General features: G+C 72.7%; 19 protein-coding genes. 7 read left to right on the top strand and 12 right to left on the bottom strand.

Annotation, left to right across the window (positions count from 1 at the left end; all coding sequences use genetic code 11):
* Positions 1–68: 68 nt before the first annotated feature.
* From AB0O01_RS32840 to AB0O01_RS32825, 4 genes are all read right to left on the bottom strand, one after another.
* Positions 69–2,348, bottom strand: a complete 2,280-nt coding sequence (locus AB0O01_RS32840; protein ID WP_365319190.1) for an excinuclease ABC subunit UvrA — start codon at positions 2,346–2,348, stop codon at positions 69–71.
* Positions 2,345–2,689, bottom strand: coding sequence for an antibiotic biosynthesis monooxygenase family protein (locus tag AB0O01_RS32835; RefSeq protein WP_365319189.1), 345 nt, complete (start codon positions 2,687–2,689; stop codon positions 2,345–2,347). The genes AB0O01_RS32840 and AB0O01_RS32835 overlap by 4 nt, the downstream gene beginning before the upstream one ends.
* A 34-nt stretch (positions 2,690–2,723) precedes the next feature.
* The gene (locus AB0O01_RS32830; protein ID WP_365319187.1) at positions 2,724–4,196 is read right to left on the bottom strand and encodes an NDP-hexose 2,3-dehydratase family protein; all 1,473 of its coding nucleotides are present in this window, start codon (positions 4,194–4,196) and stop codon (positions 2,724–2,726) included.
* A gap of 127 nt (positions 4,197–4,323) precedes the next feature.
* Positions 4,324–5,145 carry an NmrA family NAD(P)-binding protein gene (locus AB0O01_RS32825; RefSeq protein ID WP_365319185.1) on the bottom strand — a complete coding sequence of 274 codons (822 nt, stop codon included), beginning with the start codon at positions 5,143–5,145 and terminating at the stop codon, positions 4,324–4,326.
* Between the two features lie 82 nt (positions 5,146–5,227).
* On the opposite strand from AB0O01_RS32825, the gene AB0O01_RS32820 reads away from it, so the two are divergent.
* Positions 5,228–6,193 carry a WYL domain-containing protein gene (locus AB0O01_RS32820; protein WP_365319183.1) on the top strand — a complete coding sequence of 322 codons (966 nt, stop codon included), beginning with the start codon at positions 5,228–5,230 and terminating at the stop codon, positions 6,191–6,193.
* Positions 6,194–6,437: 244 nt separating this feature from the next.
* Here AB0O01_RS32820 and AB0O01_RS32815 read toward each other — a convergent pair whose 3' ends face one another.
* Both AB0O01_RS32815 and AB0O01_RS32810 read right to left on the bottom strand, forming a co-directional pair.
* Positions 6,438–7,094, bottom strand: a complete 657-nt coding sequence (locus tag AB0O01_RS32815) for an NAD(P)H-dependent oxidoreductase (RefSeq protein WP_365319181.1) — start codon at positions 7,092–7,094, stop codon at positions 6,438–6,440.
* Positions 7,095–7,266: 172 nt separating this feature from the next.
* Positions 7,267–7,980 (bottom strand): class I SAM-dependent methyltransferase, encoded by a 714-nt coding sequence (locus AB0O01_RS32810; protein WP_365319179.1) that lies wholly within the window; start codon positions 7,978–7,980, stop codon positions 7,267–7,269.
* A gap of 246 nt (positions 7,981–8,226) precedes the next feature.
* Here AB0O01_RS32810 and AB0O01_RS32805 point away from each other — a divergent pair, with 246 nt between their 5' ends.
* Both AB0O01_RS32805 and AB0O01_RS32800 read left to right on the top strand, forming a co-directional pair.
* Positions 8,227–9,198 carry an NAD-dependent epimerase/dehydratase family protein gene (locus AB0O01_RS32805; RefSeq protein WP_365319177.1) on the top strand — a complete coding sequence of 324 codons (972 nt, stop codon included), beginning with the start codon at positions 8,227–8,229 and terminating at the stop codon, positions 9,196–9,198.
* A gap of 1 nt (position 9,199) precedes the next feature.
* On the top strand, positions 9,200–10,318 hold the full coding sequence (locus AB0O01_RS32800; protein WP_365319175.1) for a DegT/DnrJ/EryC1/StrS family aminotransferase: 1,119 nt from the start codon (positions 9,200–9,202) through the stop codon (positions 10,316–10,318).
* A gap of 75 nt (positions 10,319–10,393) precedes the next feature.
* On the opposite strand, the gene AB0O01_RS32795 is transcribed toward AB0O01_RS32800, so the two are convergent.
* The 3 genes from AB0O01_RS32795 to AB0O01_RS32785 form a co-directional block, all read right to left on the bottom strand.
* Positions 10,394–11,539: a glycosyltransferase gene (locus AB0O01_RS32795; RefSeq protein ID WP_365319173.1), complete on the bottom strand. Its 1,146-nt coding sequence runs from the start codon at positions 11,537–11,539 to the stop codon at positions 10,394–10,396.
* 70 nt (positions 11,540–11,609) lie between these two features.
* Positions 11,610–12,416 carry an ABC transporter permease gene (locus AB0O01_RS32790; RefSeq protein WP_355747082.1) on the bottom strand — a complete coding sequence of 269 codons (807 nt, stop codon included), beginning with the start codon at positions 12,414–12,416 and terminating at the stop codon, positions 11,610–11,612.
* Complete coding sequence (locus AB0O01_RS32785) at positions 12,413–13,414, bottom strand: ATP-binding cassette domain-containing protein (protein WP_365319171.1); 1,002 nt, start codon at positions 13,412–13,414, stop codon at positions 12,413–12,415. The genes AB0O01_RS32790 and AB0O01_RS32785 overlap by 4 nt, the downstream gene beginning before the upstream one ends.
* 393 nt (positions 13,415–13,807) lie before the next feature.
* On the opposite strand from AB0O01_RS32785, the gene AB0O01_RS32780 reads away from it, so the two are divergent.
* Complete coding sequence (locus AB0O01_RS32780) at positions 13,808–14,398, top strand: hypothetical protein (protein ID WP_365319169.1); 591 nt, start codon at positions 13,808–13,810, stop codon at positions 14,396–14,398.
* A 47-nt stretch (positions 14,399–14,445) separates the two neighbouring features.
* On the opposite strand, the gene AB0O01_RS32775 is transcribed toward AB0O01_RS32780, so the two are convergent.
* From AB0O01_RS32775 to AB0O01_RS32765, 3 genes are all read right to left on the bottom strand, one after another.
* Entirely contained in the window at positions 14,446–14,874 is a 429-nt protein-coding gene (locus tag AB0O01_RS32775; RefSeq protein ID WP_365319168.1) for a nuclear transport factor 2 family protein, read from the bottom strand.
* A gap of 54 nt (positions 14,875–14,928) precedes the next feature.
* Complete coding sequence (locus tag AB0O01_RS32770; RefSeq protein WP_355747094.1) at positions 14,929–15,747, bottom strand: AfsR/SARP family transcriptional regulator; 819 nt, start codon at positions 15,745–15,747, stop codon at positions 14,929–14,931.
* Between the two features lie 301 nt (positions 15,748–16,048).
* A complete protein-coding gene (locus AB0O01_RS32765; protein ID WP_365319166.1) occupies positions 16,049–17,140 on the bottom strand; it encodes a winged helix DNA-binding domain-containing protein in 1,092 nt (363 codons plus the stop codon).
* 162 nt (positions 17,141–17,302) lie between these two features.
* Between AB0O01_RS32765 and rfbC the strand changes: the two genes are divergently transcribed.
* From rfbC to AB0O01_RS32750, 3 genes are all read left to right on the top strand, one after another.
* A complete protein-coding gene (rfbC, locus tag AB0O01_RS32760; protein WP_365319165.1) occupies positions 17,303–17,989 on the top strand; it encodes a dTDP-4-dehydrorhamnose 3,5-epimerase in 687 nt (228 codons plus the stop codon).
* A gap of 116 nt (positions 17,990–18,105) precedes the next feature.
* Complete coding sequence (locus AB0O01_RS32755; RefSeq protein WP_365319163.1) at positions 18,106–19,290, top strand: nucleotide disphospho-sugar-binding domain-containing protein; 1,185 nt, start codon at positions 18,106–18,108, stop codon at positions 19,288–19,290.
* A 124-nt stretch (positions 19,291–19,414) separates the two neighbouring features.
* The gene (locus AB0O01_RS32750; RefSeq protein WP_365319161.1) at positions 19,415–20,374 is read left to right on the top strand and encodes an NAD(P)-dependent oxidoreductase; all 960 of its coding nucleotides are present in this window, start codon (positions 19,415–19,417) and stop codon (positions 20,372–20,374) included.
* Positions 20,375–20,416 lie beyond the last annotated feature (42 nt).

Below are 20,416 nucleotides of genomic sequence, written 5' to 3'. Positions count from 1 at the left end.
GCCCTCTCGGCCCTGGCTGGAAGGCAACTTGAGAGGAGCGACTTGGGAGGGGCGCCGGGGCCTCGCCCTCAGGTCGTGCAGTACCGGCGCAGATGCTCCCCGGTCGCCGAGTCCGGGGCCGCCAGCAACTCCCGGGGGGTGCCGGTGAAGACGACCTCGCCGCCGTGCCGGCCGCCGCCGGGGCCGAGGTCCACCACCCAGTCCGCGCGGCGCACCACATCCAGGTTGTGCTCCACCACGATGACCGTGTTGCCCTGCTCGACGAGCCGGTCCAGCAGCGCCACCAGCGCGTCGACATCGGCCATGTGCAGGCCCGTCGTCGGCTCGTCCAGCACGTACACGCCCTCCGAGCGGTCCAGATGGCCCGCCAGCTTCAGCCGCTGCCGCTCACCGCCGGACAGGGTGCTCAGCGACCGCCCCAGCGCCAGATACGACAGCCCCACATCGACCAGCCGGCCGACCCGGGCGGCGATGTCCGGCTCGGTGAAGAACCCGGCCGCGTCCCCGGCGGTCATCTCCAGCACATCCGCGATCGACGCGCCCCGCACCCGGTGCTCCAGCACCTCCTCGTGGAAGCGCCGCCCCCGGCACGCCTCGCAGCGCAGCCGCACCGGGTCCATGTAGGCCAGCTCCGTGACGATCTCGCCCCGGCCCTGGCACTCCCCGCACGCGCCCGACGAGTTGAAGCTGAACAGCCCCGCCGACACCTTGTTGGCCCTGGCGAACAGCTTGCGGATCGGGTCCATGGCGTCCAGATAGCTGACCGGCGTCGACCGGGCCGACGCCCTGACCGGCGACTGGTCGACGAACACCGCGTCCGGGTGCGCCCGCCGGAACGCGCCGGTGACCAGGCTGGACTTGCCCGACCCGGCGACCCCGGTCACCGCGGTCAGCACCCCGGTCGGGAACGCCACCGTCACATCCTTGAGGTTGTGCAGATCCGCGCCCTCCACCGACAGCTTGCCGGTCGGGCGGCGCACCTCGTCCTTCACCGAGCCGCGGCGGCGCAGCGCCGTCCCGGTCACCGTGTCCGCCGCGCGCAGCTCCTCGAAGGTGCCGGTGAACACGATCTCACCGCCCAGCGGGCCCGCCTGCGGACCGAGGTCCACGACATGGTCGGCCATCGCGATCACATCCGGGTCGTGCTCCACCACGATCAGGGTGTTGCCCCGGTCCCGCAGCGCCCGCATCAGCTCCCCGAGCCGCCCCACGTCCTTGGGGTGCAGCCCGGTACTGGGCTCGTCGAAAATGTACGTCATCCCGGTCAGACTGCCGCTGAGATGGCGTACGGTCTTCAGCCGCTGCGCCTCGCCGCCGGACAGCGACCCGGTGGGCCGGTCCAGGGAGAGATAGCCCAGGCCGATCGCCTCGACCCGGCCCAGCGCCTCCCGCAGATCGGCGGCGATCCGCGAGCCCACCGGGTCGTCGATGGTGGCGAGGACCTGGATCAGCTCACTGATCTCCAGGGCGGAGTAGTCGGCGACCGTCCGGCCGTCGATCACCGACGCCCGCGCGTCCGGGCCGAGGCGGGTGCCGCCGCAGTCGGTGCACGGGCCCAGCGTGATGAACTGCTCGATATTGGCACGGGCCCGCTCACCGAGGGTGCTGAGATCACGCTTGAGGTTGGTGCGGGCGAACCGGGCGATCACGCCCTCGTACTTGAGGGTGGTGCTGGTGTTCGCCGAGTGCACGGTGACCGTGCCGCCGCTGCCGTACAGCAGGGTGTGCCACTCGTCGTCGGTGTAGTCCGCGAGCGGCTTGGCGGTGTCGAAGTGGCCCGAGCCCGCGTACTGCTGCCAGTCGATGCCGCCCACCTTGTGGGTGGGGAGCCGGATCGCGCCCTCGGCCAGGGACTTGGCGCGGTCCAGCACCCGGTCGATGTCGACCTGCCGCATCTGCCCCAGGCCCTCGCAGGTGGGGCACATGCCCTGCGGGTCGTTGAACGAGTATCCGCCGGGCGGCAGCGCCGGGGTGGCGCACCGGGAGAACAGCACCCGGACCGTCGACAGCAGATCCGTCATCGTGCCGACGGTGGAGCGGGCGTTGCCGCCGACCGGTTTCTGGTCGACCACCACCGGGGCCGTCAGATTCTCGATGCTGGTCACATGCGGGCGGCCGTAGCGGGGGAGCTGGTTGCGGATGAACCAGTTGAAGGTGGCGTAGAGCTGCCGCTGCGCCTCCACCGCGACCGTGCCGAACGCCAGCGAGGACTTGCCCGAGCCGGACAGCCCGGTGAACACGGTGATCCGGTTCCTCGGGATGGTCAGCGACACATCTTTGAGATTGTTCTCACGGGCGCCGACGATCCTGATGTCGCCGTCGGCCGCCGTGCCGTGCGGAGCAGTCACACCGCCCCGCCCTGCTGAGCCGGGGCGCCGAGGTAGCGCTGCCGTTCCACATACACATCGGACTCACTGGTCGCCAGTCGGCGCAGCTCGCCCACATGGGCGCCGAAGTCGGGGTGCGTGGCGGCGGCCCGCAGCGCGCCCGCGTTCTCCCACAGCGCCACATTGACATAGCCGCCCGGCTGCTCGGCGTGGCGGGACAGGGTGTAGCCCAGGATGCCCGGCTGGGCCGTCATGAACGAGGCCACCTTCGCGAAGGCGGCTTCGAACTCCTGGGGGTCACCGGTCACGGTGAACCGGTTGATGAACGTCACGACGCCGGCGGGCGGGCCGCTGCGCTCCATGTCCGTCTCCTCGGAATAGATGGGGGGTAGGGGGTCATGTGGGGGTGGTCGTCGTCATGCTGTGCAGACAGGTGACCAGGGAACGGGCCTGCACATTCAGGTAGTTGCTGTGACGCAGGAGCTGGGAGAGCTGGGCCAGGGTGAGCCAGCGGTAGTCGGGGTGGTCCGGCTCGAAGTCCTCCGCGGTCTCCACGACCAGATGCCGGTTGCGGGCGTGGTGGAGGCGTCCGCCCTCCTCGGAGTGGACGGCGTCGAAGCGGATCCGGTCCGGGGCGGCGCCCAGCACCTCGTCCAGGAACGGCGGCCGGGCGGCGGCGGGCAGCGCGGTGTAGTTGGCCGGGGTGCACTGCACCGTCGGACCCAGCTCCACCACGTCCAGGAAGCCCGCCTCGGCCTTGGCGTGCACCAGCAGATGCAGCACCCCGTCGACGGGCTTGGCGAGGAACGCCACCACCCCGTCGTCGCAGGGCTCCACCAGCGGCTGCGACCAGGCCGCGACCTCCCGGCCCCCGGCCGTCACCGCGACCCCGATCACATCGAAGAACAGCCCGCTCTCATGGCTGATCCGGCCGTCCCCGCGCCGCCAGTGCGCCACCTCGCGCAGCGGGATGCGGCGGGCCTCGCTGAGCGCCCGGGTCCGGGCCTCCGTGACCCAGCTCAGCACCTCGGTCATGCCGTACCGGCCGCCCGCCGTGCCCGAGCAGGAGCGCAGCAGCGCCCCGGTGAACGCGTCCCGCCCCGGCCCGAGCAGCTCCGGCAGCGCCGGTCCGACGAACGGCAGACAGGACAGCACCGTACGGGTGTCCATGTTCAGCGCGTTGTCCTCGGCGCACAGGTCGTGGAGCTGGCCCAGGGTCAGCCAGTGGAAGTCGGGGTGCGGCGCGATGTCCGGGGCGTCGGCGGCGACCTCGACGACCATGTTCCGGTTCCGTTTGCGGTGGAACCAGGAGCCTTGCTCCGACTGCCGGACATCGGCGATCACCCGGTGCCGGGCGGTGTCCTGGAAGTACTCCAGATACGGCACCGCCGCGCCCCGGTGCACCCGGGTGTAGTTGCTGCGGGTGGCCTGCACGGTGGGGGAGAGCTGGACGCCGTTGCAGTTGCCCGGCTCCACCTTGGCCTGCATCAGCGCGTGCAGCACACCGTCGAACTCCCGTACGAGGATGCCCAGGACGCCCACCTCGGGCTGGTCGATGATCGGCTGCTGCCAGCGCTCCACCGCGGCGCCGGGCACCAGGACATCGAGCCCGGCGATGGCGAAGAACTTCCCCGAGGTGTGGACCAGGTCCCCGGTGTCCGGGTCGGTGCGCCACCCGGCCAGATCCTCCAGCGGCACCCGCCGGACATCCATCACCGCGCTCCGCCGCTGCCCGGCCAGCCAGCGCCCGATGTCCCCGGACCCGCCCAGCGGACCCGACCGCACCGCCGCCGATCTCGGGAGCGACGCGTGTCCGTCGCCGTGCTCGCCCTGTGCCCGTACCGCGGCTGCCGGGGGAAAGGCTGACAAAGCGCACCTCCAGAAGATGCCGTGTCGCGGGGTATGCCGCCGTACCTGTCGCCGTCATGCTCGGCTCGGCTGCTAGAAGGTCCGTGCAGCCGAACTCGAACCCGTACGACGGCCTCCCCGCGCCGCGCTACCCGCCGAAGGCCGCCGCGTTCTCCCGCACCCACTGGGCGAAGGTCCGGCCCGGCCGCCCGGTCACCTCGGTCACCGTCGGCAGCGCGGTACGGCCCGCCTCCGGCGGATTGGTCCGCATCATCAGGAAGAACTCCAGGTCGTCGTCGCCGTAGCCCTGCTCGCGCCAGCGGGCCACCATCTCGTCCCGGCTCAGCTCGACGAACCGCACCTCACGCCCCAGCACCTCCGCGATGGCCGCCACCTTCTGCGGGGCGGTCAGCGCCTCGGGGCCGGTCAGCCAGTACTCCTTGCCCGCGTGGCCGTCCGAGGTCAGCACCGTCGCGGCGACCGAGGCGATGTCCGCCTCGTGCACCATCGAGCTGGGCACCTCGGGGAAGCCCTCGCGGACCACACCCTCCTTCTGCACCGACTCCGCCCACTCCAGGGCGTTCGACATGAACTCCACCGGCGCCAGATAGGTGAACTCCAGACCGCTGGCCTCGATGGCCTCGTCCAGCCCGGTCTTCTCGGTGTCGCCCTTGAGGATCGTCACCTTGCGCACCCCGGCCCGCAGCGCGGTCTGCGCGATCTCGGGGCCGTTGGACAGCGGGGCGTAGTCGTCGCCGAAGCTGATCAGATGGGCCGCCGTCACCCCCGCGAACGCCTCGTCCAGGCTCGCTGTCACGGCCAGATTGCCGGCCACGACCTCCGCGCCCGCCGGGAGGTTCGCCTTCGCCGGGTTCCGGGTCAGGGCCCGCACCCGGTGCCCGCCGGCCAGCAACTGCTCCACCAGCGGACGGCCCACATTGCCGGTCGCGCCGGAGACAAGAATCGTCATGAGAGATCTCCTTCCGTTCCGCCGCCCAAGCTAGGACCCTTCGCGGACAACCTCCGTCCGCGAAGGGTGCGACACTGCTCCCATGCTGGAGACCTCGGCACGGCTGCTGCGACTGCTGTCCCTCATGCAGACCCGCCACGACTGGGGCGGCAACGAACTCGCCGCCTGCCTCGACGTCACCCCCCGCACGGTCCGCCGCGATGTGGAGAAACTCCGCTCCCTGGGCTACCCGATCAACTCCGTCGGCGGGGTCGGCGGCGGCTACCAGCTCGGCTCCGGCGCCTGTCTGCCGCCGCTGCTGCTGGACGACGAGGAGGCCGTCGCCGTGGCCGTCGGGCTGCGCACCGCCGCCGCGGGCACGGTCACCGGGATCGCCGAGACCTCGGCGCGGGCCCTCGCCAAGCTGGACCAGATGCTGCCCGCCCGGCTGCGCGCCCGGATCAACTCGATCAACTCCGCGCTGGTCGCCCTGCCCGCCCTCGGCTCCACCATCGACCCCGCCACCCTCACCGCCATCGCCTCGGCGATCCGCACCCACGAACGGCTCCGCTTCGACTACCGCGGCATCCGGGACGCCTCCCGCCGGGAGGTCGAGCCCTACCGCCTCGTCCACAACGAACGCCGCTGGTACCTGTTCGCCTGGGACACCGCCCGGGAGGACTGGCGGACGTTCCGCGTCGACCGGATGGACCTGCGCGTCCCCAACGGGGCCCGCTTCCGCCCGCGCCCGCTGCCCGACGAGGGCGTCGCCCAGTACGTCACCCTCGGGGTCACCACCCGGGCCCACCGCTACCAGGCCGTCATCACCATGCACGCCGGGGCCCGCGAGGTCGCCGACGAGGTCCCGGCCTATCTGGGCCTGGTGGAACCCGTCGACGACCACACCTGCGTCCTGCGCATCGGCTCCGAGAGCCTGGACCAGCTCGCGGTCTGGGTGGCCGCGTTCGGCTTCGACTTCGAGATCCAGGAACCCCCCGAACTGGTGGCCCACCTCCACACCCTGACAGCCCGCCTCCAACGCGCGGCGGATGCGTCAAAGGGGACGTGAAGGGTCGAAGGGGACGGGAAATCCCCGGGTGAGGCGCTGCCCCGAGGGGGCGCGCTGGCAGCCGCTATACGGGGCGCCGCGGGCAACAGGCGGCGACGGTGCGCCTTGAGGGGCGCGCCGGCAACAGACGGTCATGGTGCGCTTTGAGGGGCGCGATGACAACTGACGGCGACCAGCGAGCTTTTAGGGGCGCGGGGAACTGCGCGACCAGCCCCCCCCCACGACCCGCACCCGCCCCCTCACCTCAAACCGCCCCCACAGCAGGCGCCCCCCGCAACGCAGCCGCACGCACCCCCACCAACTCCCTGGCCTCCCTCAACGACGCCCCCGCCAACTCCGCCTCCTCCGGGGACCCGGCCCCCGCCCCCGCCAGAGTCCGCCACGCAGTGATCATCTCCACCTCATACCCCAGCACCTGCCCCAGCACCGTCCGCAGATACGGCCGGCAGTGATCCATCCCCGCGTCCGGCGACCCCTCCCCGTAGAACCCGCCGCAGGCGACCAGCACGGTCGCCGGCCGCCCGCCGAGCGGCTTGCTGCTCGGGTCGTACGGCAGGGTCCGCCCCAGGATCAGCGACTGGTCCAGCCACGCCTTGAGCACGGACGGAATCGTCCAGTTGTACATCGGCACACTGATCAGCAGGGCGTCCGCCGCCAGCAGCTCCCCCACCAGTCGCTCCTGGAGCGCCGCCGTGGCCCGCTGTGCCTCCGTCGCGGGCGGCGCCCACAGGGTGACCACGGCGTCCGGGTCGAGATGCGGGACCGGCTCGGCGGCCAGATCGCGGTAGGTGACGGAGTCCGCCCCGTGCTCCTTGTCCCACACCTCGCGGTAGCGGGCCGCCAGCGAGCGGGAGACCGAATCCTTCGACGACGACGAGTCGATGTGCAGCAGACGGGCCATGGTGACACCTTCCGAGGGGGGCACGGACACCGGCCGGTACCCGCGTGGCGGCACCACCCTGCCCCGCCCCGCTCGAAACCCGTCAGAGCCCCGCTTGCGCCGCGGCCCTCCGGCAGGCCACCGGCAGCCCTCAGGCCGGGCACCGGCAGCCCTCAGGCCGGGCACCGTGCTCCTAGATCCGCACCCCGACGAACAGCCCCCGCCCCGACAGCACCTCGGGAACGTACTCCGGCTCCAGCCCCGCCCGTCGGAACGCCTCCTCGTACTGGGCCCGGGTGAACAGCATCGCCCGGTGCACCTCGGTCAGATGCCGCACCCCGGAGCCCGCGGTGGCCTCCAGATAGTGCACCTCCATCCGGGAGGCGTCCCCGTCGCGCACGGTGTGCGCCACCCGCGCCACCGTCGTACCGTCCCAGCGGACCACGTCGCCCGACACCCAGCGGTCGAGATAGGTCTCCGGGAACCACCACGGCTCCACCGCCACCACCCCGCCCGGCTCGGTGTGCCGGGCGAAACAGGCCACCGCCGCCCGCAGCTCCCGCTCCCCGGTCACATACCCGATCGACGCGAACAGGCAGGTCACCGCGGAGAAGGACCGGCCCAGGTCGAAGGCGCGCATGTCCCCGAGGTGCAGCGGCACGTCCGGATGGTCGCGCCGGGCGATCTCCAGCATCGGCGCCGACAGATCGACGCCCTCCGCCGGACCGATCAGCTCCCCGAACGCCGCCAGATGCCCCCCGGTCCCGCAGGCCACGTCCAGCACCGAGGACGCGTCGGGCCTGCGCCGCAGCACCTCACGGGCGACCACCTCGGCCTCGGCCCGGTAGTCCTTGCCGCGTGCGGTGTGCTGCGCCTCGTAGAACCGTGCCGAGTCGGCGCCGTACATGGGGTACCGCCTTTCTGCCGGGCTGCTGCCGATGAACCGGGGCCAGCGTCGCGCGGGCGTGTCGAGGACGGCTAGAGAAGGCGCCCGGGTCCTCGGCGGGACCGGAACCGCCCCCGGGCACCGGAACCGCCCCCCCCGGGCACCGGAACCGCCCCCCGGGCACCGGAACCGCTCTCAAGCCATGCCCGACCGCCGGCCGACAGGCTGGCGCGCAGGAGCGCCCCCGGCGCACGGAAGGAGGAATCCATGCCCGCTCGTCCCGGTGCCCTGGTCCTCGGCGGGACCGGTTTCGTGGGACGGCATGTGTGCGAGGGACTCGGTGATCTCGGCCACGAGGTGGTCGCGGCGGCCCGCAGGCCCCCGGACACGCCCCTCGCGGGCCGCTTCCAGCGGCTCGACCTCGGCACCCAGCCGGTCCGGGAGACCGCTGCCGTCCTCGCCGCCCTGCGGCCCGCCGTCGTCGTGAACGCCGTCGGCTCCATCTGGGGCCGCACCGACCCCGAGATGTGGGACGCCGTCGCCGCCCCCACCCTCCGGCTGCTCGACGCCCTCGACCTCCTCCCGGAGGATCACCGGCCCCGCCTCGTCCACCTCGGCTCCGTCCTGGAGTACGGCCGCGTCGCACCCGGCACCACCATGCGCGCCGCCGTCACCGCCCGCCCCACCAGCGCCTACGGCCGGGCCAAACTCGCCGCCACCGAAGCCGTCCTGGACCGCGCCCGCACCGGCCGGCTCACCGGCATGGTGCTGCGCGTCGCCAACCTCGCGGGACCCGGCAGCCCCGAGGTCAGCCTCCTCGGCCGGGTCGCCGGCCGGCTCGCCCGCCCCGGCCCCGACGGCGTCGCCCGGATCGAACTGGACCCGCTGCTCGCCCGCCGGGACTACGTCGACGTCCGGGACGTCGCCGACGCGGTGATCGCCGCCGCCACCTCCCCGCTCACCGGCGAACTGGTCGACCTGGGACGCGGCGAGAGCGTCCCCGTGCGCGCCCTGGTCGATCTGCTGGTGGAGCGCAGCGGCGTCCGCGCCGAGATCACCGAACGGCCGGGCACCGGTGTCCGGCACTCCACGGAGGACTGGTCGAAGGTCGACATCCGGCCCGCCGCACGGCTCCTCAACTGGCACCCGAGGCGCACCCTGGCCGCCTCCGTGGAGGACTTCTGGCACGAGTTCGTACAGCGACCGCACACGCCCGACGGAAAACGGAGTGTTCTCTGAGATGACCACCTATGTCTGGGACTACCTGCCCGAGTACGAGGCCGAGCGCGAGGATCTGCTCGACGCCGTCGACACCGTGTTCCGCTCCGGGCGACTGGTGCTGGGCGCCAGCGTCGCCGGGTTCGAGGAGGAGTTCGCCGCCTACCACGGCCTGGCCCACTGCACCGGCGTCGACAACGGCACCAACGCCGTCAAGCTCGGCCTCCAGGCCCTCGGCATCGGCCCCGGCGACGAGGTCATCACGGTGTCCAACACCGCCGCGCCGACCGTCGTCGCCATCGACGGCACCGGCGCCACCCCCGTCTTCGTGGACATCCGCGAGGACGACCACCTCATGGACACCGACCAGCTCGCCGCCGCCGTCACCCCCCGCACCAGGGCACTGCTCCCGGTCCACCTCTACGGCCAGTGCGTCGACATGGCGCCGGTCCGCGCCCTCGCCGACCGCCACGGCCTGGCCGTCCTGGAGGACTGCGCCCAGGCCCACGGCGCCCGCCACCACGGCGCCCCGGCCGGCACCCTGGGCGACGCCGCGGCCTTCTCCTTCTACCCGACCAAGGTCCTGGGCGCCTACGGCGACGGCGGCGCCGTCGTCACCGACTCCCCCGAGGTCGACACCCGACTGCGCCAACTGCGCTACTACGGCATGGACAAGGTCTACTACGTGGTCCGCACCCCCGGCCACAACAGCCGCCTCGACGAGGTGCAGGCCGAGATCCTGCGCCGCAAACTCCGCCGCCTCGACTCCTATGTGGCCGGCCGCCGCGCGGTGGCCCGCCGCTACGAGGAGGAACTCGGCGACCTCGCCGCCCACGGCCTGGTCCTGCCGTCCACCGCCGAGGGCAACGAGCATGTGTACTACGTCTATGTGGTCCGCCACCCCGAGCGCGACCGGATCATCGAGGCGATGAAGGACCACGGCATCCACCTCAACATCAGCTATCCCTGGCCCGTGCACACCATGAGCGGCTTCGCCCACCTCGGCTACCGCGAGGGCGCGCTGCCGGTGACCGAGCGGCTCGCCGGGGAGATCTTCTCGCTGCCCATGTACCCGTCCCTGCCCGGCGGCCTCCAGGACAAGGTCGTCGCGGCGCTGCGCGAGGTGATCCCCGCCCTCTGAACCGGGCGGGGACATGGCCGGAGCGAGGGCCGCCCGGGGGATTCGGCGGCCCTCGCTCCGGGGCTTCGCGGCGGGTCAGACCAGCTTCTCCAGTTGCTCCACGACCCGCGCGGGCGACGGCATCGCCGCGATCTGCCGGGAGAGTTCACCGGCCCGCTCGCGATAGGACGGCTCGGTCAGCAGCCCGCCGATCGCCGCGGCGACCGTGTCGGCGGGCTCGGTGGCCGAGGGCAGGGTGACGGACGCGCCGAACGCGTCGACCCGGCGCATCGGGATCGCGGACGCCGGGATCTCCGGCAGCACGAGCTGCGGCACCCCCGCGTTGAGCAGCGTCATCACGGTCACCCCGCCGCCGTGGTGGACCACCAGGTCCGTCGTCGGCGCCAGCACGTCCAGCGGAACGTACCCGGCCCGCACGTCCGGCCAGGTCTCCCGGAGCTGCCCGGCGACCGCGGGCGAGGTCGCGACGACGATCTCCGCGTCGCCCTTGCGCAGCGCCGGGTTGTCCAGCAGCGGCCGGAAGAACTCCACCCCCAGCGTCGGCACGAACATGCTGCGCGACCCGGAGGTGATCACCACCCGGGGCCGGTCGCCGCGCCCGCACATCCACGGCTCGATCGGCACCTGCTGGTTGCCCGGCGTCCAGCGCATCGGCTCGGCCGGCACCGCCCCGGCCGGGCGCAGCGAGGGCGGGGTGATGTCCAGGAACACGGCCGGGTCCGGGATGGCGTCCAGGCCCATCGCGGTCAGCTCCGGCTCCAGTTCGGAGGTGGCGCCCCGCCAGTCGACGTCCGTCCGGTCGTAGATCGCCCAGGTGTGGCTGACCAGCGGGATCCCCAGCCGGTACGCCACCAGGTGCGCGGCGTGGTTGTACTCGCCGCCCACGATCACATCGGGCCGCCAGGACTCGGCGAGCCGCAGGGTGCCCTCCAGACAGGCCGCCGACAGCCGGGCGAAGCCCCGCCCGGCGAAGTCCATCTGCTCCTCCTCGCTGCCGGTCGGCATCGGCAGCCAGTTGCCCGCGCGGTCCTTGAGGATGGCGTCACCCATGCCCAGGTCCGTCACCGGATGGGCGGGCAGTCCGAGACCCGCGATCAGCTCGGTGTTCTCCCGCGGGCAGGCCACGAGCACCTCGTGCCCGGCGCTGCGCGCCGCCCACACCAGCGGGATCCCGGCATGGACGGGGGCCGAGCCGCCGCCGGTGACGAACAGGAAACGCATGGTTCCTCCCAAGGGACCGAAGGGGGATGCGGCGCCGGGCACGGGTTTGCCGGGCCCGGCGCCGCGTGGATCACTGGCTCACGGCCCGCGTGTAGCGGCGGATGGCCAGCGGTACGAAGATCAGCAGGATGACCGCCACCCACAGGAAGGAGGCGGCGACCGGGTGCTGAAGGGGCCAGGCGTCCGGCTCGGGCCAGCCCGGCGGGATGTTCCCGAACAGTTCGCGGCAGGCGCCGACGACGGTCGACACCGGGTTCCACTCGGCGATCACCTTCATCGGGCCGGGCAGTTCATCGGCCGGGACGAAGGCGTTGGAGACGAACGTCAGCGGCAGCAGCGCCATCAGCAGCACATTGCCCAGCACCTCGGGGGAGCGCACGCTCAGCCCGATGGTGGCGGCGATCCAGCTCGCCGCGTAGGCGAACAGGAAGAGCAGCAGATAGGCGAGGGCCGCGTCGGCGAACGAACCCCGGATGCGCCAGCCCATCGCCAGTCCGGTGAGCGACAGCAGCGCCATGACGACGACATTGTTGAGCGCGTCGCCGTTGGTGCGGCCGAACAGCACCGCGGACTGCGAGATGGGCAGCGACCGGAACCGGTCGACCAGGCCCTGCTTCATGTCGTAGGCGATACCGGTGCCGGTGTTGGAGGCGGTCAGCAGCATCGTCTGGGTGAGGATGCCGACGACCATGAACTCCCGGTAGTTGGAGCCCTCGCCGAGGTCGATGGCGCTGCCGAAGACATAGCCGAACAGCAGCGCGAAGGCGATGGGAGCGGCGCTGGAGAACACCACGACATCGGGGTTGCGCAGATTCTTGACCAGGCTGCGGTGGCTGAGGGTGAGGGCGTCGCTCACCGCGGTGGACAGGGCGCTCATCGCAGGCTCTCCTTACCGGCCGCGGCGACGGGGGCACCGGCGGGTTCCGCTGCGGCGGGGGCGGCGGACCCCTCGGTCAGCACGAGGAACGCCTCGTCCAGGGTCGGCTGGCGCAGTCCCGCGCCGACCGGTCCGACGCCCTCCGCGTCGAGCGTGCGGATCGCGGTGACCAGGGCCTCGGGGCCGTCCTCGACGGGCACGACGAGCTGGCGCTGCTCCTCGTCGAGGGTGACCTCGCCGCGGGCCAGCCGGTCGAGGAGGCGGCGCGCGGTGTGCAGGTCCTCGACGCTGGCCAGGGTGAGTTCCAGGCGCTCGCTGCCGACCCGGGCCTTGAGCTGGTCGGGGGTGCCCTCGGCGATGATCCGGCCGTGGTCGACCACGGTGATCCGGTCGGAGAGCCTGTCGGCCTCCTCCAGATACTGGGTGGTCAGCAGCAGGGTGCTGCCCTCGCGGACCAGTTCCACGATCACGTCCCACAGGGTCTGCCGGCTGCGGATGTCGAGGCCGGTGGTGGGTTCGTCCAGGAACAGCACCTCGGGCCGGGCGATCACCGCGCAGGCCAGGTCCACCCGGCGGCGCATCCCGCCGGAGTAGCCCTTGACCTGGCGGTCCGCCTCCGAGGCGAGGCCGAACCGCTCCAGCAGCTCATCGGCCCGCCGGGTCGCCTCCTGGGCGCCCAGGTGGTACAGCTTGCCGACCATGCGCAGGTTCTCGCGCGCGGTGAGGTCCTCGTCCACGGCGGCGTACTGACCGGACAGACCGATCTTGCGGCGCAGTTTCACCATGTCCTTGAGGACGTCCAGACCGGCCACGAACGCGCGTCCGCCGTCGGGGCGCAGCAGGGTCGACAGGACCCGTACGGTCGTGGTCTTGCCGGAGCCGTTGGGCCCCAGCAGGCTCATCACGGACCCCTCGCGGACGGCCAGATCGAGGCCGTCCAAGGCTTGGGTGGAGCCGAATCGCCGGGTCAGCCCCTCGGCGAGGATTGCGTCTGTCATTGCTCCTCCATCACCCGCGGAACAGGGGATTTCCGCAGGTGGACGGTTGGTGATCGCTTTGGTTCGGTCACCGTACGAGGGGTCGCGGTCAGCTTCGGTCCGCCGGAGGACGGGGGTCCGCCGAACGGGTGACGGCCGTTGCGGGCCGGTTCCGGAAGCCTGCCGCCGGGCGCTGGACGCCCGGTCGAGATCCGGCTGAGCTGGGGGCGCGCGCGGCGGGTCCAGAGCGCCGGACCACAGGGATCCAGGGGAATTCGAGCCTCCTCCGAGCGCGACGCACAAGGGTGACGGGCGCCTGGACCGATACGGCATGGACGTGCCGGTCGGTCCGGAAATGTCGGCACGGGCCGGCCATGGACGGACGAGGGGGTGCCCCTGATGGGGAGAAGTGGGATGAGGAGCGGCGGGGGACCGGGCGGGAGAGCGGGCGGCGGGCCCGCCGGTACGGGGCCGGGGGGCTCCGGGCCGGTGGCCGCGGGCGCCGGGCGGCGCCGCTGGTCGCGGGCGGTGGCGGGCGGTGCGCTGGGGCTGTCCCTGGCGGTGGCCCTGCCGGGCACGGCCACGGCCGAGGGGTCCGGCGAGGGCTCCGGCGAGCGGCGTCCGCGGTCGACCGCGCCCGTGGGGCTGTGGTCCGGAACCATCACTTTCGCCGGTACGCAGGTCGCGGCCACCATGTCGTTCCTCGCGGACGGCACGATGTGCGCCTCCCAGCCGCCGGGGCCGAGCGGGGGTGCCGACGGCTCGGGACGCTGGTGGCGTACCGGGCCGTCGGCCTTCGCCTTCCAAGGAGTGGAACGTTTCTTCGATGGCTCCGGCACCACCACCGGCTTTCTGAGCTTCTCGCACGCCGCGGTGCTGCCGAACGCCTCGGAGTTCACCTCCACCGGAGAGGGGACCTACTACGACGCGGACGGCGTCGAACTGGGGACCACGCCGGCCACCTCCCATCTGACGAAGGTGAGCGCGCAGCCGCAGCCCTGCTGAGGCCGGCGAGGTCGGGCCCTGCGGCCCCGGTCAGTTGGGCCCGCCGGTCATCCGGACGCGGGACGGTCCCGCAGAATCGTCCGCGACCGGGTGAGCAGCCGGCCCTCCTGGCGGACCAGTTCGTCCGTGACCGCGAACGTCGACTCGAAGCGGACCTGTCCCTCGGCGTCGGTGACCGTCACCAGCGAGGTGTAGCCGACGTGCAGGACGCCGTCCGGCGCCACGTCCACCAGATAGTGGTCGTTCCAGTGCCGGGCGGTCACCTCGCGGTAGCGCGGGAGCGCCTTGCGGGCATGGGCGAGCAGGGCGTCGCGGCCCTTCAGCTCGGTGCCGTGGTGCATATGGTGGGTCACCCCGTCCGGGGTGAACGTACCGGCGTACCCGTCGAGATCGAGGCGGTCGAGCAGATTCATCTGCCGGGCGTAGAAGCGCAGGATCTCGACGTATTCCTCGGCGTTCGCTTCCCTCGTGCTCATGCGTCTCTCCTTGGGGTCGTCAAGGGCGTGGGCGGCAGCGGTGACCGCACGGGCTCAGGCGTGGCTGAACTGGCGGCGGTCCGGGGCGGGTTCGAGGAACTCCTCCAGTCGCGGATCCGAACGCAGCACCGCCTGCTGCAACTTGCGCAGTCTCAGGGAGGGTTCGACACCCAGCTCCTTGTTGAGCGTGTTGCGCAGGGTCTTGTAGGCGTGCAGCGCCTGCCACTGCCGGCCGGAGCGGTAGAGGCTCACCATGTAGTGCGCGCACAGGTTCTCGTGCATGGGCTGCTGGGCGGTGAGCACGGTCAGCTCGCTGAGGACGGCCTGATGGCGGCCCAGTTGGATGTCCGCGCCGATGCGGTTCTCCAGGACGTTGAGCCGGCTCTCCTCCAGCCGGGCCACCTCGATGGAGAGCAGCGGCCCGATGCGGACATCGACCAGGGCCTTGCTCTGCCACTTGCCGAGCGCGGTGGCGAGCAACTGCGACACCGACTCGTGGTCGCCCTTGGCCATCGCCTGGTGGCCGGCCTTCGCGAGCTGCTCGTAACAGCACACATCCACGTTCTCCGGCGGGATGTCGAGGAGATAGCCGTCGAACCGGGTGACCAGGATGTCCTTGGCGGTGCGGGCGGAGCCCTTGGGGAGGGCGGAGTCGATCAGCTTGCGCAGTTGCAGGATGTACGTCTGGAGCGTGGTACGGACGCTGGACGGGGGGTGGTGGCCCCACAGTTCCTCGACGAGGTTCTGTACGGACACGATATGCCCGGCATTCAGAGCCAATAGCGCCAGTACCTGGCGGGGTTTAGCCGCTGTGGGAGCGATCGAAGTATTGTTCAGGACTGTCTTTAGCTCTCCCAGAAGTCGTACGTGCATGCTTTCCCCCAGGTTGATTCTTCTGCTGGATGTTCCCGTGGTTCGGGCATCCCGGGTGGTGCCTTGCGCCTGATGATGGTGAAGCGCCGCAGGTGAGCAGTGTTGTCTAACGATCATCCTGCTGATTCCCCAAGCGAGCCTCAAGCACGACGCTTGAGTCTGGCTCAATACGTTCACCCAGGCGGACAAGGTGTACATTGCCGTTTCTTTATCGGTCGCAACCCGCTGCCGGTGGAGTTTGCCGACACCGGCGAATGGGCGACGACTTTTCAGGTGTTCCCGTTCCGGCTCGACCTCACTTTCATTCGATCGGGTGAATCTCGATGTTGTGCGTTGCCGCCTTCGGCGCGGCGAACCTCAACAGGTCCATGCCCTCCTCCCCGATCTCGTCCCGGGCGGCGCGCGGCAGCGGCTCGAACGGCCGGATCACCAAGGCCGCTCCGTCGTCCCGGTCGTGCCGGATCCGCCACCGGGCGTGTACCCGCCCGTCCACGATCAGTGCCGGTTCCACACTGACCGGGACCCGGCGGTCCGGGTCGAGCATCCGGTCCCGGTCCGCCCACGCCAGGAGCACGTTGTCCAGGAGCGCCAAGAACCGCACGGGCGCCGGGTGGTCCGCGCCGGGGCGCGGCGCGTCCGGCAGATCGAACAGCTCCTGGCCCGACCCGCCCCTCAGGATCACCAGGTGGGGCCTCAGCCGCTCGACGACCTCGCGCAGCCGGGTCATCCCGCTCCACGCCTGGACATCGCGGACCGTGGCCGGGCCGAACGCCGCGAGGTACCGCAGCACCAGCCGCTCCACCGGCGGCGCCGTCTCCAGCGACCGCCCGAGCCACCGCTCGGCGAGGGTGTACGGCGTCGTCCCCCGCCGCCCCCAGACACCGTCCGGCGGCGGATGCACGATCGCCAGCAGGGCCTGCGCCGAACGGGCCAGGCCCACCGCGTCCCGGTCGGGCCACCGCTCCCCGAGCGCCGCGGCCAGCTCCGGCCGGGTCAGCGGCCCGGCGGCGAGCAGGTCCCGCACCGCGCCGGTGAGTTCGGCCAGGTCCAGACCGGCGGTCACCCGGCCCCAGGCGCCCTTCTGCCAGCGGTCCAGCATCGGCTGGAGCACCGGGCGCAGCCACCGGTAGTCGTCGGCGGTGACCAGGTGCTGGGTGCCCCGGTACAGGGTGGAGCGGACCACCCGCCGCTCCTGGAGCAGTTGGGTCAGATCCTCCTGGAGGAACCCCGGTATCCGGTTCCACAGGCCGATGTACGGCGGATCGGGATCCTGCGCCTGGAGGCCCGCCAGCCGGTGGATCACGTCGAGCGGGGTGCGGCCGGCCCGGTCCAGCAGCAACTGCCGTGACAGGGTGGCCCGGCCCAGGGCACGGAGCGAAACTGTGGTCTCCATGTGAGGAAGGCTAGCCAGATCGAGGTCATCTTCCGGCCGCGATACCAGGGGATCGGCCATACTCCGTGCCTTCCTCCACCGCGCGTCCACCCGGCTTCGAGCCGGCGCGCCGAGGCTGGTCCGCGTTGCCGGGCGCCGGGCGGAAGGAACAGGGAAGCGGCCATGCAGACGCGTTCACTGAAAGTGGCCGGGGCCCTGGAGTTCACGCCCCCCGTGTACCGGGACGAGCGGGGGCTGTTCGTCTCGCCGTTCCAGGAGAGCGTCCTCGCCGAGGCGACCGGGAGACGGCTCTTCCCGGTCTCCCAGATCAGCTTCAGCAGCTCCCGCGAGGGCGTCGTCCGCGGCATCCACTACACCACCGTGCCGCCCGGCACCGCGAAGTACGTGTACTGCCCGCGCGGCCGGGCCCGGGACTTCGTGATCGACCTGCGGACCGGCTCGCCCACCTTCGGGCAGTGGGACAGCGTGCTCCTGGACACCGAGCACTTCCGCGCCCTCTACCTCCCGGTCGGCGTGGGCCACGCCTTCGCCGCGCTCACCGACGACACCGTCATGGCCTACACCATGTCCACCGAGTACGTGGCCGCCCAGGAACTGGCCGTGTCCGTCCTCGATCCCGCGCTGGGGCTGCCGCTGCCCGACAGCGCGGCGAAGCTGCTGTCCGAGCGGGACCGGATCGCGCCGACCCTCACCGAGGCCCGCGCGCGCGGCCTGCTGCCCGACTACCACCGGTGCCTGGCGGCGGAGGCGGCCCTCGCCGGCCGCCCCGGACCCCGCGCGCGGCTGACCGCCGCCGGCCCGGGCACACCCGGCCGTACGCCCGGCCCACCGGACCCCGCGCGCGGCTGAGCGTCGTCGGACCGGCGCACCCGGCGGTACGCCCGGCCCACCGGACCCCGCGCGGCTGAGTGTCCCCCCGGCCTTCCCCGTGAGTCCCCCAGCCAGCCCCAGCGAGGTGCACACAGATGAAGATCCTGGTCAACACCGGCCCCGCCCACCCCCTCTTCTTCCCCGTCGTCCCGCTCGCCTGGGCGCTGCACGCGGCCGGGCACCAGGTGCTGGTCGCGGCCCCCGAGAGCTTCGAACCGGTGATCCGCGGCGCCGGACTGCGCATGGCCCCGGTCCACGGCCCCCTCGACATGGGCGAGGTCATGGGCCGCGACCGCGACGGCAACCCGCTGAAGGTCCCCGACACCGACGAGGAACTCGCCGACGGCATCGGCTCCGGCTTCGCCCGGCTCGCCACCCGCACCCTGGAGCGCACCCGCGCCCTCGTCGCCACCTGGCGGCCCGACCTGGTCGTCACCGAGTCGTACTCGTTCGGCGCCGCCGCGCTGGCCGCCGCCGAGCACGGCGTGCCCTGGGTCAAGCACACCGTCGGCCCCGGCGATCTGCCGATCGTGGACGCCGTGGCCCGGGAACTCGCCCCGGAGACCAAGGAGTGCGGCCTCGACGTCCTGCCCGCCCCCGACCTCGTCCTCGACAACTGCCCGCCCCTGATGGGCGGCGCCGCCGACGGCGCGGTCCCCCTGCGGTACGTGCCCTACGGCGAGCCCGGCGCGGTGCCCGCCTGGTCGCTGCGCCCCGGTGACGCGCCCCGGGTGCTGGTGACGCTGGGCTCCGTGCAGCCGCAGATCGGCGGGCTGCCCGCGCTGGGGCGGATGCTGCGGGCGGTCGCCGAACTCCCCGTCGAACTGGTCGTCGCCGTCGCCGACCATCTGCTGCCGCGGCTCGGGGAGTTGCCCGGCAACGTAGTCGCCGCCGGATGGCAGTCGCTGACCGCCGTCCTGCCCGGCTGCGACCTCGCCGTGCACCACGGCGGACCCGGCACCATGATGGCCTGCTCCGTGCAGGGCCTGCCGCAGGTCGTCGTCCCCGGCCCGGGCAAGCCGCTCACCGAGATCCGGCGGCTCACCGAGCACGGCGGCGCCATCGAGCTGGCGCCCGCCGCCCTCACCCCCGACACCCTGCGCGAGGCGTGCCGCACCCTGCTCGACGACCCCGGGCGGCGCGCCCGCGCCCTCGCCGTGCGCGACGACATCGCCGCCCAGCCCTCGCCGCTGCGGACGGTCGCTGTCCTGGAAGACCTGGTCGACGCCCGAGCCGACGCCCGAGCCGACGCCCGAGCCGACGCGCGAGTCGGCGCGTGAACCGCCCCGCGGGCCGGCGCACGGGCCGGTGGACGGGCCGCCGTGTGAACCGCCGCGCGAGCCGGTGCACGAGCCCCGGCCTGCATCGCCGCGTGCACCGCCGCACACCGCGCCGGGCACCCCGGTGACCGGTCACCCGGCGGGGCCGCCCGCGCGGGTCGCCGTGCTCGGCGGCACCGGCTGGGTGGGCCGGCATGTGTGCGCGGAACTGACCCGGGCGGGCGCCGAGATCCTCGTCGTCGCCCGGCGGCCCGTGCCCTCTCTCGCCGGGCACCCCTTCGTCCCGCTCGACCTCGCCGGGGCCCCGACCGCCGAACTGCGGTCCCTGCTCGCGGACTTCGGGACCACCGCCGTCGTCAACGCCACCGACGCCGCCAACGCCACCGACGGCTGGACCGTCGGGGAACCCGCGCTGACCCGGCTCAACGTCGACCTCGTGGAACGCCTCGTCGCCGCCGCGGCCGGACTGCCCCGGCGGATCCGCCTGGTGCATCTGGGCACCATCCTCGAATACGGCGAGACCCCCTGGGGCACCGTCGTCGCCGAGACCCGTCCGCCGCGCCCCGCCACCGACTACACCCGCAGCAAACTCGCCGGGTCCAGCGCCGTCCTGGCGGCGGCCCGGACCGGCGCCGTCGACGCCATGGTGCTGCGGCTGACCAATGTGTGCGGGCCCCACCCCTCGCCGGTCAGCCTGTCCGGCAGACTCCTGCGCCAGCTCACCGAGGCCCTGCGCACCGGGGAGCCCATGACCATCGACGTGGCCGACGCCCGGCGGGACTTCGTCGACGTCCGCGATGTCGCCGACGCGGTCGCCCTCGCCGTCGCCTCCCGGGTGACCGGCCGGGCCGTCAACATCGGCAGCGGCACCGCCACCGACATCGCCGCCGTGGCCCGGCTGTTCGTGGCGGCAGCCGGGTTCCCGGCGGCCACGCTGCGCGAGCGGCGCCGGGAGACCGTCAGCCTCGGCGGCTCCTGGACCTGCGCCGACAACCGGCTCGCCGCCACCCTGCTCGGCTGGCGGCCCCGCCACGACCTCCGCTCCTCCCTGCGCGACATGTGGCGGCTCGCCACCACCGCCTGACGACAGCACAGAGGGAGGGGACGCCGACCGGCGCCCCCTCCC

Source organism: Streptomyces sp. NPDC093252, from assembly GCF_040683675.1.
Taxonomy (GTDB): domain Bacteria; phylum Actinomycetota; class Actinomycetes; order Streptomycetales; family Streptomycetaceae; genus Streptomyces.
The sequence above is the reverse complement of the archived record's forward strand: the minus strand, read 5'-3'. Positions and strand labels throughout refer to the sequence as shown.

Bases quoted from the DNA above. Each gene is read 5' to 3' on its own strand.
- AB0O01_RS32835 (WP_365319189.1), bottom strand. From the start codon at position 2,689: ATGGAGCGCAGCGGCCCGCCCGCCGGCGTCGTGACGTTCATCAACCGG.
- AB0O01_RS32825 (WP_365319185.1), bottom strand. From the start codon at position 5,145: ATGACGATTCTTGTCTCCGGCGCGACCGGCAATGTGGGCCGTCCGCTG.
- AB0O01_RS32820 (WP_365319183.1), top strand. From the start codon at position 5,228: ATGCTGGAGACCTCGGCACGGCTGCTGCGACTGCTGTCCCTCATGCAG.
- AB0O01_RS32815 (WP_365319181.1), bottom strand. From the start codon at position 7,094: ATGGCCCGTCTGCTGCACATCGACTCGTCGTCGTCGAAGGATTCGGTC.
- AB0O01_RS32810 (WP_365319179.1), bottom strand. From the start codon at position 7,980: ATGTACGGCGCCGACTCGGCACGGTTCTACGAGGCGCAGCACACCGCA.
- AB0O01_RS32805 (WP_365319177.1), top strand. From the start codon at position 8,227: ATGCCCGCTCGTCCCGGTGCCCTGGTCCTCGGCGGGACCGGTTTCGTG.
- AB0O01_RS32800 (WP_365319175.1), top strand. From the start codon at position 9,200: ATGACCACCTATGTCTGGGACTACCTGCCCGAGTACGAGGCCGAGCGC.
- AB0O01_RS32795 (WP_365319173.1), bottom strand. From the start codon at position 11,539: ATGCGTTTCCTGTTCGTCACCGGCGGCGGCTCGGCCCCCGTCCATGCC.
- AB0O01_RS32790 (WP_355747082.1), bottom strand. From the start codon at position 12,416: ATGAGCGCCCTGTCCACCGCGGTGAGCGACGCCCTCACCCTCAGCCAC.
- AB0O01_RS32785 (WP_365319171.1), bottom strand. From the start codon at position 13,414: ATGACAGACGCAATCCTCGCCGAGGGGCTGACCCGGCGATTCGGCTCC.
- AB0O01_RS32780 (WP_365319169.1), top strand. From the start codon at position 13,808: ATGAGGAGCGGCGGGGGACCGGGCGGGAGAGCGGGCGGCGGGCCCGCC.
- AB0O01_RS32775 (WP_365319168.1), bottom strand. From the start codon at position 14,874: ATGAGCACGAGGGAAGCGAACGCCGAGGAATACGTCGAGATCCTGCGC.
- AB0O01_RS32770 (WP_355747094.1), bottom strand. From the start codon at position 15,747: ATGCACGTACGACTTCTGGGAGAGCTAAAGACAGTCCTGAACAATACT.
- AB0O01_RS32765 (WP_365319166.1), bottom strand. From the start codon at position 17,140: ATGGAGACCACAGTTTCGCTCCGTGCCCTGGGCCGGGCCACCCTGTCA.
- rfbC (WP_365319165.1), top strand. From the start codon at position 17,303: ATGCAGACGCGTTCACTGAAAGTGGCCGGGGCCCTGGAGTTCACGCCC.
- AB0O01_RS32755 (WP_365319163.1), top strand. From the start codon at position 18,106: ATGAAGATCCTGGTCAACACCGGCCCCGCCCACCCCCTCTTCTTCCCC.